Source organism: Paradesulfitobacterium ferrireducens, from assembly GCF_017310645.1.
Taxonomy (GTDB): Bacteria; Bacillota; Desulfitobacteriia; order Desulfitobacteriales; family Desulfitobacteriaceae; genus Paradesulfitobacterium; species Paradesulfitobacterium ferrireducens.
Map to the genome: position 1 here is coordinate 1 of NZ_JAFLRH010000013.1, position 17,632 is coordinate 17,632.

Sequence of the window (17,632 nt, forward strand, 5' to 3'; positions counted from 1 at the left end):
CAGCTTTTACTGACGAGTTCCATTGGCGTCTTGTTGTTTAGTTTTCAAAGATCAGGATGTTCGCTGCCTTAATCGGCTGACGGAATCTTATCTTAGCATAACATCTTTTCGATGTCAACAGTTTATTTTTTATTCCGTCCGCTGCTGCCAGCGTTTTGGCGTCGCTTGTCGTGACGCTTAATTATAATATCATGCGGATTAATCGCTGTCAACACCTTTTTATTTAGTGCTAAAATTAGCTTTCAGCCGTGTAGCTTGTTGGCATTTCCAACGTTTACAGGCATCCGCCGATAACGAGACATAATATAACATAAACATAAATTTCGGTCCAGCTAGAGTAATTAAATTATGAAAATGTTAATTAATAGAACTAAAAAACAAAAACAATGCCAGAAATTTTGAATGTACTTTTCTGACATTGCTTAAAGACATTGAGACCAAATATGCCAATCAAAATTAGTACTTAGCGGGCAAACTTCACTAAATAGTAGTTTTTCTTCCCTCTGCGGATGACAAGGTATTTTCCATCGAGGCGTACAAGATCCTTCACCGTTAACGCTAAATCTGTATACCTATGACCATTAAGATAAATCGCCCCGCTCTCGATAGCCTCCCTCGCCTGTCTTTTCGAAGATACCACTCCTGTTTCGACCAACAGATCCACTAAAGTAATTCCGTCATCTTCAATCGTTGCAGACGGCACATCACTGAGCCCTTCCTCAATCTCCGCCCCGGAGAGATTCTCCACTCCGCCGGTAAAGAGGGCATAACTGATATTTTCCGCCCGGCGCAAAGCGTCCTCTCCGTGGACCAGCTTGGTCACTTCCTGAGCCAACACCCGTTGCGCGTTTCTTTTCTCCGGTTGTTTCTCAACTTCTTCCGCCAAAGCATTTATTTCAGCAAGTGGGAGGAAGGTAAAATACTTCAAAAACTTAATCACATCACGGTCATCCGTATTTAGCCAGAACTGATACAACTTATAAGGAGAAGTCTTAGACGCATCCAGCCAGATCGTGCCGGATTCGGTCTTGCCGAATTTTGTTCCGTCACTCTTCGTTACTAACGGCATCGTAAGTCCATGAACAGTCTTTTCTTCATCCAGGCTCATTCTTCTAATTAAATCAATCCCTGAAGTAATGTTGCCCCATTGATCACTGCCGCCTACCTGAAGTTCGCAGCCATAAACCTCATTTAACTTCATAAAATCATAAGACTGCAAAATCATGTAACTGAATTCCGTAAAAGAAAGCCCTTTGCTCAGCCGTGATTCCACCGACTCTTTACCGAGCATGGTAGCAATCGAAAAGTTTCGGCCCACATCACGCAAAAAATCGATCACCTGCAGCGAACCCAGCCATTCATAATTGTTGGCTAACATGGCCGCGTTCTCTCCACTGTCAAAATCCAGAAATTGAGCGAGCTGAGCCTTGATTTTTTCCGACCATTCCTCCACGACTTCTTTGGGATTAAGCGACCTTTCAGAAACTTTGCCGCTGGGATCACCAATCAAGCCGGTTGCTCCGCCTACTAAAGCAATTGGACGATGCCCCGCCAGCTGAAATCTTCTTAGAACCAGAATGGGAAGCAAGCTCCCGATATGCAAACTGTCGGCAGTTGGGTCAAAGCCGCAGTACAAAGTAATCGGGCCGGAATTAAGCCGCGCCCGCAGCATGTCCTCATCCGTATGTTGGTATATAAGTCCTCTTTCTTTTAAGTCGTCAAAAATATCCATTAGAAATCCCTCCATTTTCGTTTTGAAAAGAATAAAATCCCTCAACTTACGTTGAGGGACGAAAATTTCCGCGGTACCACCCACATTGACCTATCCGCAGCCTTGCGAACGCGCTTCAGGTCATCTCTTTAAGCCATAACGTTGCTTCCCCGGGAGGTATTAACTCCAGTCCTGAGGCGTATACCTTAATTATTAGGTTCGGTTCACACCAGCCACCGACTCTCTTGACCTCAATCCCATCAAGTTTCTTCTCAGTCATTCCGTTTAATGTATGAAGTTACAGATATTATAGCTTTAAGAGCGTGAATATGCAAGCGTTACATGGCTGTGTGCGGTTATTTCAACCCTTAAATTACACTTCTGGCGTAAAAATATGCTATAATCCAATGAGAGCTAATCGTAGAATTAGCTTTTTTCCTATTATTAAGAGGCAGGAGGCACAGATATGTCACCCCGAACACAAGCTCAGGGATCAAAGGGTAAAAGGCGCCTGTCCAAATGGCGCTTGTTTCTGCTCACTGCCGGGAGCATTTTCGGCATCGTTATGCTTGTTGCTTTTATTTTTATCGGTGTCAGCGTCGCTAAAACACCGAAATGGGATCCGGGGGCTATCACGGATCTCAAACAGTCCTCCGTTCTTTACGATAAAGACGGTCAGCAGATAGCCACCCTGCATGCCGACGAAAACCGCCTCGTGGCAGAATCCCAAGACATTCCGAAGTTAGTCAAGGATACATTCGTCGCAGTCGAAGACAAGCGCTTTTACCAGCATTTTGGAGTGGATCCGATTCGGATTATTGGCGCCGCCGTCAACGACATTCTTTCCCGAAGCAAAAAAGAAGGCGCGAGTACCATTACCGTTCAGCTGGCGAAAAATGCCTTTATCCAAAATCCCACTGCTAAAACGTTTACGCGCAAGATTCAGGAAGCAGCCTTAGCCCTGCAACTAGAACACGAGTATACCAAGGATCAAATTTTAACCTTCTATCTCAATAAAATCCCCTTTGGCGAATCCTCCTTCGGGATTCGCACAGCTGCTAAAACCTATTTCGGCAGGGATAATCTAAACGATTTAACCCCGCCAGAAGTGGCGCTGCTGGCGGGACTGCCTCAAGGACCCAGCCGCTATGACCCCTATCAGCACCCGGATGATGCCAAATACCGGCGCAATGTTGTTTTAGGTGTGATGAAAGATGCCGGAATCATTACGGCAGACGAGTATAACAAGTACAAAGAAGAACCGTTTACCTATGTGGATCAGATGAAAAATAAGAACCGGACCGGCAATGATCAAAAAACAACAGTTGCCGCTGCCCCCTATAAATTCCCGTACTTTGTCGACTATGTCATTGAGGAATTGAGCACTACTTACAACCTGAGCGAGGATCAGATATTTAACGGCGGTTTGCATATTTACACCACGGTCGACCCCAAAATCCAAACTGAGGCTGAAGCACAGTTTGCCAAAAATGAAAATTTCCCGCAGTCCGTTGATCCGCAGATGCCGGTACAAGGGGCTATGACGGTTATCGAACAAGGTAACGGCGCCATTCGGGCGATGGTCGGCGGGCGCAATTACACCCCGCGCGGGCTCAACCGGGCCTGGCAAGCGAACCGGCAGCCCGGATCTACGATCAAGCCTTTGGTCGTGTATGGCCCCGCTCTGGAAAAAGGCGGGTATTTCCCGGGAACCGTGCTTGATGATATGCCGGTAAAATACAGTGCCGGAAACGGCAAAGTCTGGGCCCCGGTAGACTTTGATACGGAAACCTCGGGTTGGAAAGGGCTCATCACCATGCGCGAAGCCCTAAGAAATTCCGTCAATGTCTATGCTGTTAAGCTGATGAACCAAATAGGAGTAGAGTACGGCTGGAAATTCGGCAAAGATAATCTTGGGCTACCTCTCAAAGACGACGAACGCTACAATCTCAGCCTGGCTCTTGGAACGACTCATGTTTCAACTCTGGATATGGCAAAAGCTTACGGGGTTTACGGCAATAACGGAGTCAGAGTGACCACCCATGCCGTTGAAAAAATTCTTGATTCCAACGGCAACCAGGTCGCCACCGCTCAAATCACTCAGCAAAAAGTTATGAAAGACACAACGGCCTATCTCATCAACGACATGCTAAGTACGGTCGTTAAAGAAGGAACCGGAACCAGAGCCCAAATCAGCGGCTGGGCCGTCGCCGGCAAGACCGGTACCACTTCCCTTCCGGAAGATTACGGCAACCGTTCCGGCAACCCCGATGCCTGGTTTGCCGGTTACACTCCGAAATATACCGCCGTAGTCTGGATGGGGTACGACGAAGATAAAGACAAGAATCATTACCTGCGCAAAGTTTATGGCGGCAGCTATCCGGCCCGCATCTGGAAAGCGGTCATGACAGCGGCTCTCGCCGGGGAAAAGCCCCAAGCCTCCTTCACGAAGCCGAGCGGAATTGTGAGCGGACAAATCGATACGAAATCAGGCTTGCTCCCCAGCAGTCTTACCCCGGCGCAATTCGTGCGCACAGAAATCGCCGCCCAGGGTGATTTCCCGTCCAAAGTAAGCGATATCTGGGTTGAAAAAGAAGTGGATGCCGATAACCCATCTTATTTAGCATCTGACTCTACGAAAAATAAACAAGCCAAGATATTCCTAAATATTACCGACCGCGATCCCTCCTGGACCTGGCCTTCAGATGAGGCACCTTACCGGATGCCCACTGAGTATGCCCCGTCAGCACCTGCTCTTGTCCCGGAAACCAATATTTACCCCCCTAAAGGGGATGATAAATTGCCGACTCCGGACTTGGGACAGTTATCTTACAACGCAGCTACCGCCATGGCAACCCTGAACATTTCCTTCCCGCCGGGAAGCAACAAATACTCGGCGATCATCTACCTCCTCCGTCCGGGAGCCAATACCTTAGAAACCTTTATCCCGGATGGCTTAAACGGCAAATCTTCCAAAGTCTCTGTTCCGGTCGGCGGGGATAGCAGTGAAATCATTCCAGGTGACTACAGATTCTGGGCTGCCGTCATTGATCCTAAAACCCAGGCCGTCGGCCCGCCCTCAAACAGCGTAAAGCTAAAATTAACCGACTAAAAACCAATATTTCCGGCGGCTTTAGAAACGCAAATAGGAGCGTCTCCAATCACAGGTTGGGATGCTCCTATTGTTATGCCCCACTTCTATTTCAACTCAACCACCGTAACGCCCAGATCTCCCTCTCCATGCTGCCCCAGGCGAAAAGCGCGCACATGCGGGTGCCCGCGCAAAAATTCCTGTATCCCTGACCGCAGCGCTCCGGTCCCCTTCCCATGAATCACATAAATCTGGCTGATACCTGATAAAACGGCATCGTCTAAATACTTATCCAGAGCGTAACTGGCCTCCTCAATCTGCATCCCTCGCAGGTCGATTTCACTGCGCACGGTTTCGGCCTTGCCCCGTCCTAAACTTCCTTGTCCGGAGCGCTGGGGAACCACCGGTTTTTCTGACTCGGCCAACCTCAGTTCGGAGAGTGGAACATTGACCTTCAGCACGCCCGCCTGGACCAGCACTTCTCCACTTTCATTGAGAAGCTTGAGTATTTGCCCTTTCTGCCTCAGCTTGGTCATATACACGGTCTGCCCCAGCTTAATATCCTCCGACCTTAACCCCGAGTTATTACCCGCAAGGCTCGGGCTCTTGGCTTCGACTTTTCCGGCCAGTTTTTTTAGGCCTTGGCGCGCCCGCTCAATGTCCTGCTGCTGTTTATTCTCCTTTTTAATGGCCTCTTTTAATTCAGCCAATAATTCCTCTGCCTCACGCTTGGTCTGGCGGATGATATTTTCCGCTTCATCCTTGCCCTTATTAATGATCCGTTCATATTCCTCAGCCATGGCCGCCGACTTCCGGCTCAGCTCCTGGTGCTTCTGCTCCACCGCAGCCCTAGCCGATTGGGCTTTGCGTTTTTCCACTTCGATTTCGCGCTGGGTGTCTTCTAAGTTTTCAAGAAGATCCTCCATTTGCAGTTCCCGCTCGGAAAAATACCGGCGCGCCCGGTTTAATATTCCTTCTTCCAGCCCTAAGCGCCCGGCGATAGTCAAGGCATTGCTGCGTCCGGGAATCCCTACCAATAGCCGGTACGTAGGGCGCAAGGTCTCAACATCGAATTCGACTGAAGCGTTTTCCACACCGGCGGTCTCATAGGCAAACGCTTTTAAGGCTCCGTAATGGGTGGTTGCTACAATTCTTGATCCCCGCTCATGCAGCTCGGCCAGAATCGCCATGGCTAAAGCCGCCCCTTCCGTAGGATCGGTTCCGGCGCCGACTTCATCGAGCAGGATTAACGATCTGGCATCGGCGGAGGTGACAATTTCCACAATATTTTTCATATGCCCGGAAAAAGTGCTCAACGACTGCTCCACACTCTGCTCATCCCCGATATCCGCAAAGATCTGGGTAAACACGCCCACGGCGGACTCGCTCTCTGCCGGGATGTGCAGCCCGGCCTGGGCCATCGCGCACAAAAGCCCGATGGTTTTGAGCGCTACCGTTTTCCCCCCGGTATTGGGGCCGGTGATGACTAAGGTGGAAAACTTCGTTCCCAGTTCCAGAGACAAAGGAACCACTCTCCCGCTGAGCAGGGGATGCCGGGCTTCAATCAGTTTCACCACTTGATTCTCTGCCAGCTTGGGACTACCCCCATTCATGTGGGCGCTTAAATGGCTTTTGGCCAGGATAAAATCCAAGACCGCCAAAGCCTCGTGCCCATCCGCGATAGACTCAGCTTTCCCTTCAATCGCGCGGGCCAGCATATTCAAGATCCGTTCGACCTCGCGCTGCTCCTTCAGCACCACTTCCCGCAGCTCATTGCCAAGATTAACCACGGTTAACGGCTCGATGAACAAGGTTGCCCCGCTGGCCGACTGGTCGTGGACAATGCCCGGAAAAGCCCCGCGGTATTCTTGTTTGACCGGGAGGACATACCGGTCCCCGCGCTGGGTAATCAAGAGATCTTGAAGCATCTTTTGCTGGGCCGGGTTGCGCAAAATTCCTTCCAGGCTCTCCCTGATCCGCTGCTGCACCCTGGCCTTGGCCTTGCGCAGCTGGGCCAGTTCAATCGAGGCATTGTCAGCGACGGCCGCATCTTCCGTGATGGCCGCCGAAATCTGAACCTCCAACTCCCGTTCCGGGATAATCCGCTCCCCAACTTCACGTAAACGGGGAAAATTCCCCTTATCCTCACTGAAGAAATTGCGCACCTGTCTCCCGGCGCGCAAGGTATCCCGTACTTGCAGCAGCTCCTCGGGAGCAAGCACTCCCCCGCGCAGGCACCTTTCCAAAAAAGGGCGCACTTCTTTGGCCCCGCCCACCGAGAACAGCGGGTGCAGCCGCAGAAGTTCTTTTCCTTCATCCGTCTCCTGCAAAAGTTTCCCAATCCGTTCCGTGTTTGTGTACGGCCGGAGCGCCAAGGCCAGTTCCCGCGACCGCGGCAGGCGGCAGAACTCGGCTAAGCGTTCTTGGATTTTAGGAAAATCCAGCTTGTGTAAGACTTTTTCGTGAATACTCATTGTCATCCTCTTTCGTAAATACTACAGCACGCCTCTGAAAAAGTGTCCTTTGGTAAAGCCATCCGGAAACAGCTTCTCCAAGGCAGCCGTCCCGTCCGCGATCTCTGCCGGGTCAGGCTTTCGCCCCGCAGCGATCTTGTCCCAGGCGGCAGAAAAAAGCTTAACCACCTCTAACACTTGATGTCGCTTCTCCCTTACCAAGTGCAGCCTCACGGACGTTACGCCCATTTTTGAGATGGTTTCCAATTCCTGATACAGGTTAAGCCTTTTGACGTTAAAAAGGTGCATCCGGCACTCCTGATCCGTCTCAAGCGGAAAATCGTAGTTCATGCGATCGCGCAGGTAATGCGGGTCTTTGACACAGGGGCCGCTGCAGCTGTCGCCTTTTTTGCCCCCGCGGGTCGCGCCCACCGGACAGTATTCGCTCACCATCAGTTCCAGATCCCCAAATACCAAGACTTCCACCCTGGGCCACTGGGCCAAAGGACGGATTTGCTCATGGTGCAGCTCCGGAGACAGGGTGACCATACCCGCCCCCTGCTTAAAGAAGTGATAGAGGCTCGCTTCATTGAATACATTGAGGGAATAATCCACCTCGAACGGCCAGGCAGGATCAAGCCCCCGGATGAGTTCCAGTTCCCCCAGGTTCCCCACCATCAGAACCGGACGCTCAGGCCAAGCCGCCGCTTGTTCCAGCCGCTTAAGCCAATGCCTGCTTTGCTCCTGGTTGAGAATGCGCGGCATTCTCCATACTGCTACTGCCCCTTGCCGGCGGCATAATTCCAGCCCTTCCTGAATTTCCTTCAGGCTAAAACCCCGGCGCGAGCGCCATTGTTCCCCTCCGAGAAGAAGGCGGCGCGCTCCACCTTTAAGAGCCGCCTCCAGTGCCTGGGGATCGCCAACGGCTACAGTCAGTACCCCGCCCCGCTTTGCCCCGGTCTTCCCGCCGGCATTCCCCGCGGACCGGAGCTCACGCTTAAGCCTTTGCTGCTCCTGTTGCCACTCGGCCACTCTTTTCCGGTACACCTCTGCAGGCACCGGCCTGCGCTTAGGCTCTTTGAGCAGCTCCTCCACCGCTTGCCGCCGCATCTCATTCAGTTCACTTACCGGGAGCATGATCTCCCCTTCCAAATCAAGCTCCAATTGCTCAAGTACAAACGGTGTGGTGCCAAGCCGCCCCAGCTGCTGCATCAAAAACTCATAACTTAAGGGCCGTTTCAAGGCGGTCTGGGCCAAAGCCGCAGACCAAACCTCGACTGAGCGTTCTCCGTTCCACGCTTCCAGTATCAGCTTTTCCCCGGCCTTTCCGCTCACCTTAATCCTTAAGGGGCGCTTACGCTGCTCCTTCCCCTCCTGGAAACTGAGACGCGCCTTTTCCATAAGAACCGCGTCATGCGTCTTAAATACGCGGTCTCCGGGCCGAGACTGGCCGCTGAAAGGAACCTGCACCGTTTGGCCGCTCGCCGCCTGTACCGTATTGCGGCTTGCTGCCTGCCCAGCCTCCCCATCCACAACCCAAATCTGCTCGACTGTAAGCCCTTCCCGCCCGCGCCCGGTCCAGATCTCGATTCCGTCTCCCACTTGCAGTCCGGCTTCCAGCTTTAGAACCAGGCGCCCTTTTTCCGTCTTCACAACCCGTCCAAGCCTCGTTCCCCGGTTATTAGGCCGGTTATAGCTCATGAGTTCAGCCCCGGGATGCTCCAGCAAATAAGCCTGGGTAAAATCCCGGTTGAAAATCTGCAAGAGCTCGCGCTTTTCCTCCGCCTTAAGTAATTCCAGTCGTCCCCTTGCCCCCGGGAATTGCGCCAACCGGTCAAGGGCCTGGCGATACAGGCGCACCACCGTTGCCACATATTCCGGCCTCTTCATTCTGCCTTCTATTTTTAGGGAGTCAACTCCGCTTTCCCGCAGTTCCCCCAGGTATTCCACCAAATTCAGGTCACGCGGGCTTAATAAATGTTCCCCGATGTTCTCTCCGGCCAAATAGTCCTCGCCCTTTTGCCCCACCAATTGGTAGGTCAGGCGGCAGGGCTGGGCACAGGTGCCCCGGTTGCCGCTGCGCCCGCCGATGAAGCTGGACATCAGGCATTGCCCGGAATAGCAAATACAGAGAGCACCGTGAACAAAGACTTCGATCTCCAGCGGGGTGCCTTCCGCGATTTGCCGCATTTCATTAGCCGAGGTTTCGCGCGCCAGTACTACCCGCTTAAAGCCAATCCCTTCCAAGTGCTTGACGCCCCACCCGGTACTCACCGTCATTTGCGTACTCGCGTGCTTTTCCAGCTCGGGCAAAACCTGTTCGAGCAAGGCTGCTACTCCGACATCTTGAAGGATGACGGCATCAACCCCCAGCTCATACAAAGAGTATAGGTAATCGACCAACTCCGTAAATTCCTGATCCGCAATCAGGATATTGACCGTGACATAAATTTTTGCCTCCCGCTCATGAGCATAACGCACCACTTCCCGCAGGCTGTCTAGGTCAAAATTAGCGGCGCTGGCACGGGCGTTAAAGGACTTCCCGCCCAAATAGACCGCATCCGCCCCGTTTTCCACCGCCGCTTTAAACGCTTCAAAGCTCCCTGCCGGGGCCAGCAATTCCATTGTTTGCAGCCTTGATTCCATCAACGGTCTCTCCTTTGGTCAACAGTTCCACAATCCCAGGGGTTACTTCCTCAATGCTTTGCCATTCCGGCCACTTCAGAGGCCGCTTGGACCAGCACAAAGCGGGCACCGGATTGAGGGTGTGCCCCTTTACCCGAAAGTCTTCAATATTGCCATGGTCACTGGTTAAGATCAGTGCCACATTATCATCGGAACTTTCCACAATAGATAAAAACCCACCCAGAAAACTGTCGATTCGTTCAATAATGTCCACACATTCATTCCAGACCTGCTTGTGTCCTTTCTTATCTGTCTGAAAATATTCATAGAGGGTAAAATCATGCTCCAAACATACCCGGGCCAAGTTCTGCCCGGCTTCAAATGGAGTAAACAAAGGGACATCCTCCCCCCGCTCGCGCATGATCTCATTCACCATATCCTGAAAAACCGCCTTTCCCTCAAGCAGGTCCTTGGCCCGCCGCAAGCGCACTCCTCCTGCCAGGGCGCTTAAGGTCGAAGCGGAATATCTTTTCTTGGGCTTGGCATTCAGGTAAAAGGACTGGTCAATCACGGAAGTAAAGGCATTGGCAAACGTCACTTTCTTGCCGCAGGCCGCTAATTGCTTAAAAAGGCTGTGCTCGGCTATAATTTTGGCTAAAGCCTCATTGGGATAAGCGTTCAAATGATACCCTAACGCCTTGGCCGCATTCATGCCCGTCCAGAGAGTAGTCTGCCCGGTCGCGCTCTGGGGCACACCCGGAACCCTCAGGGAAGCATCCAGCGGCCGTAAAACCGTTTGTCCGTGCGCCAGCACCCGCTTCCCCCAAAGCAGATGCCCCCCCAGCAACCGGTCGACCACCGGCGTACGGGCGGCCACAATCGGGTTGGCTTCTTCACTCCCAAGACCAAATCCGTCAATAAAAAACATAACCAGGTGCATCCATCTTCCCCCGCTCTCTTTCTACACTTCTCTAGTGTATCCAACTTTCCCTGAAAAAGCCAGCATGCCAAAGAAAAGAGCACCCGGTCTCCCAGATGCTTCTTGACTTCTTAGATTACGTTTTAAAAAGAGACCAAAGGCTACTCCGTCTTTTCCCCTAAGAGCTGCATCAGAGTCTCCTGCTCCTCGCGCAGCCTGGCCAGGTCATCGGCCAGGTTCAGGGCAGCCAGGACAGCCACCTGGTGGTAAGGCAGGCGCGGAAAACGCTGGGCAATCAGGTGCATTCTCTTATCCACTTCACGGGCAACCGCCTGGATATGCTCAGGGCTTGCTTCCCCACGCACAGCATACTTTTCCCCGAAAATCTCGACTTTCTGCGTCTCGTGAGCCATGCCTACCCCTCGCTTCCTATTTCTTACCATCCTTCTTACCCATCTACTATTTTCGCCATTCTGCAGCAAATTCCTGCTGAATTCCCTCTAAAATGCGCGAATTTAGTTCATTTACCTCCTCATCCTTAAGGGTACGCTCCAGCGACTGGTAGCGCAGGCTGAAGGCAAGGCTCTTACGGTCTTCCGGCACCTGCTTTCCGGTATAGACGTCGAAGACTTCCACTTCCTGCAACAGTTCTCCGCCCAGGCTCCGGATCTTGGCCACGACCGCGGCAGCCGGAGTCTCTTTCGGCACAATCAATGCCAGATCCCGCTGCACCGCCGGGAAGCGCGGGATCGCCTGCACCAGCACCTGAGTGCCCGCCTGTTCGATCAATGGCTGCACTTCAATTTCAAAGACCACCGCCCGTTCCAAATCCAACTCTTTGGCAGTCCGGGGATGAAGCTCCCCTAAGAACCCAATCCTCTGTTCGCCCAGGTATACTGCCGCGGAACGGCCCGGATGAAGCAGTTCTTCGCCTGTCAGCGCCCGGTAGGCAAAAGAGAGCCCAAACTCCTTAGCGAGTTCCTCCAGCACCCCTTTAAGGTAATAAAAGTCATACTCCAGCACCGGACTAAGCCAGTGGCGCTCACTCTTGCCCACGGCCAGGCCCGCCGCCCGCAGCTCTTCCTGCGGCAGCTTGGTCAGGGTCTCTTCCTCACTTAAATAGACATTGCCCATTTCAAAAATGGCCACATCCGTATTGCGGCGGCTGAGATTACGGACTGCCACCTCCAACAGCCCCGGCACAAGCGAAGTGCGCATTACGCTCAGTTCTTCCCGGAGCGGGTTCATGAGCGCTATCCTCTGCTCCGCTTTGCCCCATTTGCGGTCCGTATCCGGACGGGTGAAAGAATACGTCAAGACCTCGTTCATTCCGGCCCCGATCAATACCTGACGCAGGCGGCGCCGGATCTCCTGGCCCGGAGTTCTCATCCCCTGGGTCAGGTCTCCTGCGGGCAAAGTGGTTGGGATAAGATCATACCCTGTCAGCCTGGCTACTTCTTCAATCAGGTCTTCTTCAATCTGAATATCGGAACGGTACGACGGAATCTTTACGGTAAACAAGCCTTGGGTTTCCGTATACTCAAAGTTGAGCCGGTCCAAAACACCTTTCACATCGGCAGCTGTCACTTCCGTGCCCAAAACCTCTCCGGCCCGCTTGACCGAAAGCGTGACTTCGGCCAGCGGCGGGAGATAGCTCACTTCATCCACATACCCCACCGGACGTCCGGCCCCGATTTCCAGGAGCAATTCGCTGACCCGGCCGAGGGTGGCCAGCACTCCGTACGGATTAATCCCTTTTTCAAAGCGGTTGGAAGCTTCTGAGCGCAGACCCAGGCGGCGGCTCGTGCGGCGGATGCTGACCCCGGCAAAATGGGCCGCTTCCACCAAAAGCCGTTTTGTCCCGGAAGTCACCTCACTATCGAGTCCTCCCATCACTCCCGCCAGTCCGAGCCCGGACATTTCATCTGCAATCAAGAGCATGTCCGTCTCCAGCTTGCGCTCGACCTGATCCAAGGTGGTAAGCACTTCTCCCGCATGAGCCCGGCGCACATGCACCGCCCCCTGAATCTTGTCCCGGTCAAAGGCGTGCAAAGGCTGCCCCAGTTCCAGCATCACATAATTGGTGATGTCCACGATATTGTTGATCGGCCTTACCCCCGCCGCCCGCAGCCGCCGCTGCATCCACTCCGGCGCCGGCTCAATCTTGACGTCCTCCACAATCAGGCCAGCATAGCGGAAACACAACTCAGGATCTTCAATCACAATCTTCACATCTTGAACCAGGGGCAAATCCAGTTTATCCCCCAGCTTCTCAGCCAGGGCCCACTTCGGAAGATTCACCGGCGCCCCGGTGAGGGAAGAAATCTCCCGGGCCACATTGACCATCGCCAGGCAATCCGGCCGGTTCGGGTACAACTCCAAATCCAGGACACTGTCTTTAAGTCCGAGAAAATCAGCCACATGTTCCCCCACCGGAGCCTCCGGAGCCAAAATCAAAATTCCGCCTTCACTGCGCTCAAGCCCCACGCTTTGATCGAGCAGCAGCTCTTCTGCCGAGCAGAGCATACCCTGGGACACCACTCCTCTGAACTTCGCCTCCTGGACTGAGGCTCCGTTCGGAAGCTCAGCCCCCGCAAGGGCCACCGGCACTTTATCTCCGACCAAGAGGTTCTGGGCCCCGGTCACCAGGGTTAAAAGCGCTGATCCCGTATCAACCCGGCACAGCCACAGCTTGTCCGCATCCGGGTGAATCTGCATTTCTTTAATCTGCCCGATCACCACTTGGTCCAAGCCCTCACTCAGGCTTTCCACACTTCCGACTTCAATCCCGCCCCGGGTCAAAACCTCAGCCAGGTTTTCCCCGTCCAGCTTTATATTGACCAGTTCCCGCAGCCATTCCAAACTTACTTTCATCTTTCCAACCCCTAACTCACTGAATTAATGGACTTAAAACTGGCGCAAGAAGCGCAAGTCATTGTCAAAGAGCAGGCGCATGTCTTCAATCCCGTATTTAAGCATGGCTATCCGCTCCACCCCCATACCAAAGGCAAAGCCGGTCACTTCTTTGGGATCATACCCGCCCATTTCCAAGACCTTCGGGTGCACCATGCCTGAGCCCAGAATCTCAATCCAGCCGCTCCCTTTACAGGTGCGGCAGCCTGAACCGCCGCAGAGCATGCAGGAAACATCCACCTCCGCACTCGGTTCCGTAAACGGGAAGAAGCTGGGCCTCAGCCTAATTTCCCGTCCAGGCCCGAACATCCGGCGCGAAAAGTTCAGGAGAATTCCTTTCAAATCCGACATGCGAATGCCCTTGTCGATGACCAGGCCTTCAACCTGATGAAACATGGGAGAGTGAGTGGCATCATCATCTTTGCGGTACACTTTGCCCGGGGCAATAATCTTTACCGGGAGCTGAGGATACAGCTTCTCCATAGTCCGGATCTGCACCGGAGAGGTCTGGGTCCGCAGAAGAATCTCTTCCGTAATATAAAAGGAGTCCTGCATTTCCCGGGCTGGGTGCTCTTTCGGGAGATTAAGCGCTTCAAAGTTATAATAATCGCTTTCGACCTCCGGCCCTTCCGCAATCTGAAAGCCCATGCCCAGGAAAATGTCTTCAATTTCCTCAATCACCTTGGTCAAGGGATGCTGATGCCCGTGCTTAAGCCGGGCTCCGGGCAGTGAAATATCCAGCCGCTCCGCCTCCAGGCGCAAAGCCAGCGCTTGTTCTTCCAGGCTTTGGGCCGCCTCCGCCCAGGCCTGCTCCAGACGGTCCCGCGTTTCATTCACGACCTGTCCGAATACGGGCCTTTCCTCCGGACTCAAACTGCCCATCCGTTTGAGCATAGCGGTCAGGCTTCCTTTTTTGCCCAAGACCCGCACTTTAATTTCCTGCAATTCCTCAAGAGACTCTGCTTTCTCTAATTCAGCCAGAGCTTGCCCTTCAATCCGGCGAACTTCCTCTTTCAAATAACTCACCCTTCCCTGCTCGTTACACTTGTTAATTAGCATATTAACCCAGGAACCTAAAAAAAATCCCATCCCCCGAAAGGGACGAGATTTTACCCGCGGTACCACCCTGATTTGGCACAAAGCCACGCTTTCCCTCCGTTAACGGCGGAGCATCCGGGCTTATCTACCTTATCAATAAGCCACTCTCAGGCGAACTTTAACCTCGCGCACGAGGAGGGTCAATTTCCGGGCTGGCTTTCAGTCTGCGGCCACTCCCTCCCTGTCAGGAAATCTCCTTTTAACCTGATCATCGATTTGAGCTCTTTACATGGTTTCATTCATCACTTGCTCGAACCGGCTGGGATTATCAATATATCTTCGGTAAAGCAAATAGGCATCAGGGGAACCGGTTGCCTCGAAAATCGTCCACAACCAATCACCAGGTGACATGGAATTACCACCTTTCTCGGCTTGGATTTTCCTGAACCGCTTCACCCCGATTATAGCACACTTAATTTGTCTTTTACAAGAAATCCCTTTGGCGTACCGTTTCATAGAGCAAAATCCCGGCAGCCACCGCCGCGTTCAAGGATTCCACCTCATTAAACATAGGTATCGCTACTTTCACATCTGCGGCCGAGCGCAAGAGCTCCTGCGGGCCTTTGCCCTCATTTCCGATCACCAAGGCCAAGGGCGGCTTCAACAACCCGGCTTTATAGGGAGCGTCTCCTTTCAGGTCAGCCAGAGCTAACCGCAGGGAATGATCCCGGCAGAAGCTCAAAATCTCAGGCGCTTCTTGCTCGTCCAGGACCGTCAGGGCAAAAATCGCTCCCATCGTGCTGCGCACCACCTTGTCATTATAGAGATCGACCGTCCCTTTGCTAAGACAGACATACTGCACGCCAGCAGCCAGGGCCGTGCGCAGGATGGTGCCCAAGTTGCCCGGGTCCTGAATTCCGTCCAGAACCAGCAGCACCGTATCCCGGCCCGCTTGAACATCATCCCAGTCATGCCGGGGCTGCTTGATCACAGCCAGCAATCCCTGGGGCTCCACAGTCAAGCTCAGTTTGCGCATGACCCGCTCATCCACTTCCTCATGCGGAAGCCGGCGGCGTTCTATTTCCTTCATAAGCGGCTCCCATTCCGGCTGCCTTTTCCCCGGGGCCAGAAACACCTGACGGATGTCCGCTCCCCTGCTTAAAGCTTCCGCCAGCAAGCGCCGTCCCTCAATCACAAATTCCCCAGCCTCTTCCCGGTCTTTGCGCCGCTTCAGAGAAACTACGTGTTTGACCAGGGTGTTCTGCAACGATGTGATCATCTGGACTCACCCCTATGTGATATGGAAAAAGGATGCCTGAGCATCCTCTCTCTAATTAGTAACTTGTCAGAATCTAATAACTTGAATCAAATGTACCTCGCTTGCAGACTTTGCTTACTGATTGACTGCAGCTTTGGCTGTATTCACCAATTGTGCAAAAGCCGCGGCATCATTGACAGCCAGATCGGCCAGCATTTTGCGGTTGACAACCACTCCGGCTTTCTTCAGGCCGTTAATCATGCGGCTGTAGGACATTCCGTTCAAGCGGGCACCGGCGTTGATCCGGGCAATCCAAAGCTTGCGGAAATCCCCTTTCTTGTCTTTGCGGTGAGCGTAGGCATAGGCTAAAGACTTAAGCACTTGTTCATTAGCCGGGCGGAAAAGTTTGCTTTTCGCACCGCGATATCCTTTAGCCAGTTTTAATATTTTCTTATGGCGCTGATGCTTCGTAACCCCTCTTTTAACACGGGCCATAGCGAAGACCTCCCTTTTAATTTCTTGTTATTCTTACATATAGGCGATCAAACGCTCAATCCGCTTGGCATCGGATTTAGCCATGACAGCGGATTTGCGCAGATTGCGCTTGCGCTTAGGTGATTTCTTCTCCAGAATGTGGCTGGTGAAAGCATGGGAACGCACAATTTTACCGGTTCCGGTCTTCTTGAAGCGCTTAGCGGCACCGCGGTGAGTTTTCATTTTAGGCATTTGGGATATCCCCCTCTCAGTTAGTCATGTTTTACCGGAGTCAGAATCATAATCATGTTGCGGCCTTCAAGCTTGGGTTCACGCTCTATATTTGCCTCCACTTTTACAAACTCAGCAAGACGCAGGCATAATTTCCTTCCCAGATCGGGATGCGTAATCTCCCGTCCCCGGAACATAATCGTCACCTTGACTTTGTCTCCGTCATTCAAAAAGCGTTGGGCATTGCGTGCTTTGGTTTCGAAATCATGATCTTCAATATTGGGGCGCAGCTTCACTTCTTTGATCTCGGTCACTTTATGCTTTTTGCGCGCTTCCTTGTCCTTTTTGGCCTGTTCGTACTTGAACTTGCCATAGTCCATCAGCTTGCATACCGGTGGTTTGGCCGTCGGAGCAATTTCCACCAGGTCCAGAGATTTCTCAAGAGCAATGCGCAAAGCATCACGCCCTGACATAATCCCGAGTTGCTCGCCCTCTTCTCCAACCAAGCGCACTTCCCGGGCCCGGATTTCGTCATTAATCCGTAAATCCTTACTAATAGTCAGCCACCTCCAAATAATTTTTTCTTCCAAACAAACAAATAAAAGACGGGCATAAGCCACCCGTCTTCCAAATGAGCACAAAAATAACTAAGCTCAGATTGCGAAGATACCTCATCGACTTGAGCCATGAGGTGAGAAGCGGATGGCTTCTACTTGACTAAAGGATATTATACCTGTGAAACTAAGCTGTGTCAAGGATTGGATTTAGTGATCTGGATTTTGATGCTCTCGATTTTGATGCTCGGGTCTTTGACACTTGCGCTTATATAAAAATCTCTACAAGCCTTGAAAATAGGGCTTTTTTTATTGGAAAAATGTCAAATTTTCTCCAATCCATAGTGCGTAATTTTGCGTAATGT

At 52.4% G+C, this 17,632-nt stretch carries 13 protein-coding genes; 1 reads left to right on the forward strand and 12 read right to left on the reverse strand.

Features of this window, described 5'->3' with window-relative positions:
* Window positions 1–463: 463 nt before the first annotated feature.
* On the reverse strand, window positions 464–1,732 hold the full coding sequence (tyrS, locus tag J0X21_RS04265; protein ID WP_206810954.1) for a tyrosine--tRNA ligase: 1,269 nt from the start codon (window positions 1,730–1,732) through the stop codon (window positions 464–466).
* A 445-nt stretch (window positions 1,733–2,177) separates the two neighbouring features.
* Here tyrS and J0X21_RS04270 point away from each other — a divergent pair, with 445 nt between their 5' ends.
* Window positions 2,178–4,823: a transglycosylase domain-containing protein gene (locus J0X21_RS04270; RefSeq protein WP_206810955.1), complete on the forward strand. Its 2,646-nt coding sequence runs from the start codon at window positions 2,178–2,180 to the stop codon at window positions 4,821–4,823.
* An 86-nt stretch (window positions 4,824–4,909) separates the two neighbouring features.
* Here the strand turns inward: J0X21_RS04270 and J0X21_RS04275 are convergent, their stop codons facing one another.
* The 11 genes from J0X21_RS04275 to infC all read right to left on the reverse strand — a co-directional run bounded on the left by J0X21_RS04275 (window position 4,910) and on the right by infC (window position 17,270).
* Entirely contained in the window at window positions 4,910–7,276 is a 2,367-nt protein-coding gene (locus J0X21_RS04275) for an endonuclease MutS2 (RefSeq protein WP_206810956.1), read from the reverse strand.
* A gap of 21 nt (window positions 7,277–7,297) precedes the next feature.
* A complete protein-coding gene (locus tag J0X21_RS04280; protein WP_206810957.1) occupies window positions 7,298–9,901 on the reverse strand; it encodes a DUF3656 domain-containing U32 family peptidase in 2,604 nt (867 codons plus the stop codon).
* Entirely contained in the window at window positions 9,849–10,820 is a 972-nt protein-coding gene (locus J0X21_RS04285) for an alkaline phosphatase family protein (RefSeq protein ID WP_206810958.1), read from the reverse strand. Before J0X21_RS04285 ends, J0X21_RS04280 begins: the two co-directional genes overlap by 53 nt.
* Window positions 10,821–10,960: 140 nt before the next feature.
* Entirely contained in the window at window positions 10,961–11,212 is a 252-nt protein-coding gene (locus tag J0X21_RS04290; protein WP_206810959.1) for a cell division protein ZapA, read from the reverse strand.
* A 46-nt stretch (window positions 11,213–11,258) separates the two neighbouring features.
* Complete coding sequence (gene pheT / locus J0X21_RS04295; protein WP_206810960.1) at window positions 11,259–13,673, reverse strand: phenylalanine--tRNA ligase subunit beta; 2,415 nt, start codon at window positions 13,671–13,673, stop codon at window positions 11,259–11,261.
* 33 nt (window positions 13,674–13,706) lie between these two features.
* Window positions 13,707–14,729 carry a phenylalanine--tRNA ligase subunit alpha gene (gene pheS / locus J0X21_RS04300; RefSeq protein WP_206810964.1) on the reverse strand — a complete coding sequence of 341 codons (1,023 nt, stop codon included), beginning with the start codon at window positions 14,727–14,729 and terminating at the stop codon, window positions 13,707–13,709.
* 306 nt (window positions 14,730–15,035) lie between these two features.
* The gene (locus J0X21_RS15885; protein ID WP_268939343.1) at window positions 15,036–15,161 is read right to left on the reverse strand and encodes a hypothetical protein; all 126 of its coding nucleotides are present in this window, start codon (window positions 15,159–15,161) and stop codon (window positions 15,036–15,038) included.
* A 73-nt stretch (window positions 15,162–15,234) separates the two neighbouring features.
* Window positions 15,235–16,029: a TrmH family RNA methyltransferase gene (locus J0X21_RS04305; RefSeq protein WP_206810961.1), complete on the reverse strand. Its 795-nt coding sequence runs from the start codon at window positions 16,027–16,029 to the stop codon at window positions 15,235–15,237.
* Between the two features lie 114 nt (window positions 16,030–16,143).
* The gene (rplT, locus tag J0X21_RS04310; RefSeq protein ID WP_206810962.1) at window positions 16,144–16,503 is read right to left on the reverse strand and encodes a 50S ribosomal protein L20; all 360 of its coding nucleotides are present in this window, start codon (window positions 16,501–16,503) and stop codon (window positions 16,144–16,146) included.
* Window positions 16,504–16,536: 33 nt separating this feature from the next.
* Window positions 16,537–16,734, reverse strand: coding sequence for a 50S ribosomal protein L35 (rpmI, locus tag J0X21_RS04315; protein ID WP_206810963.1), 198 nt, complete (start codon window positions 16,732–16,734; stop codon window positions 16,537–16,539).
* A 20-nt stretch (window positions 16,735–16,754) separates the two neighbouring features.
* Window positions 16,755–17,270: a translation initiation factor IF-3 gene (infC, locus tag J0X21_RS04320; protein WP_206810965.1), complete on the reverse strand. Its 516-nt coding sequence runs from the start codon at window positions 17,268–17,270 to the stop codon at window positions 16,755–16,757.
* Between the last annotated feature and the right edge of the window lie 362 nt (window positions 17,271–17,632).

Coding starts and splice junctions, on each gene's coding strand:
- J0X21_RS04270 (WP_206810955.1), top strand. CDS start 2,178: ATGTCACCCCGAACACAAGCTCAGGGATCAAAGGGTAAAAGGCGCCTG.
- J0X21_RS04305 (WP_206810961.1), bottom strand. CDS start 16,029: ATGATCACATCGTTGCAGAACACCCTGGTCAAACACGTAGTTTCTCTG.
- rplT (WP_206810962.1), bottom strand. CDS start 16,503: ATGGCCCGTGTTAAAAGAGGGGTTACGAAGCATCAGCGCCATAAGAAA.
- J0X21_RS04285 (WP_206810958.1), bottom strand. CDS start 10,820: ATGCACCTGGTTATGTTTTTTATTGACGGATTTGGTCTTGGGAGTGAA.
- rpmI (WP_206810963.1), bottom strand. CDS start 16,734: ATGCCTAAAATGAAAACTCACCGCGGTGCCGCTAAGCGCTTCAAGAAG.
- tyrS (WP_206810954.1), bottom strand. CDS start 1,732: ATGGATATTTTTGACGACTTAAAAGAAAGAGGACTTATATACCAACAT.
- J0X21_RS15885 (WP_268939343.1), bottom strand. CDS start 15,161: ATGTCACCTGGTGATTGGTTGTGGACGATTTTCGAGGCAACCGGTTCC.
- J0X21_RS04290 (WP_206810959.1), bottom strand. CDS start 11,212: ATGGCTCACGAGACGCAGAAAGTCGAGATTTTCGGGGAAAAGTATGCT.
- pheT (WP_206810960.1), bottom strand. CDS start 13,673: ATGAAAGTAAGTTTGGAATGGCTGCGGGAACTGGTCAATATAAAGCTG.
- J0X21_RS04280 (WP_206810957.1), bottom strand. CDS start 9,901: ATGGAATCAAGGCTGCAAACAATGGAATTGCTGGCCCCGGCAGGGAGC.
- J0X21_RS04275 (WP_206810956.1), bottom strand. CDS start 7,276: ATGAGTATTCACGAAAAAGTCTTACACAAGCTGGATTTTCCTAAAATC.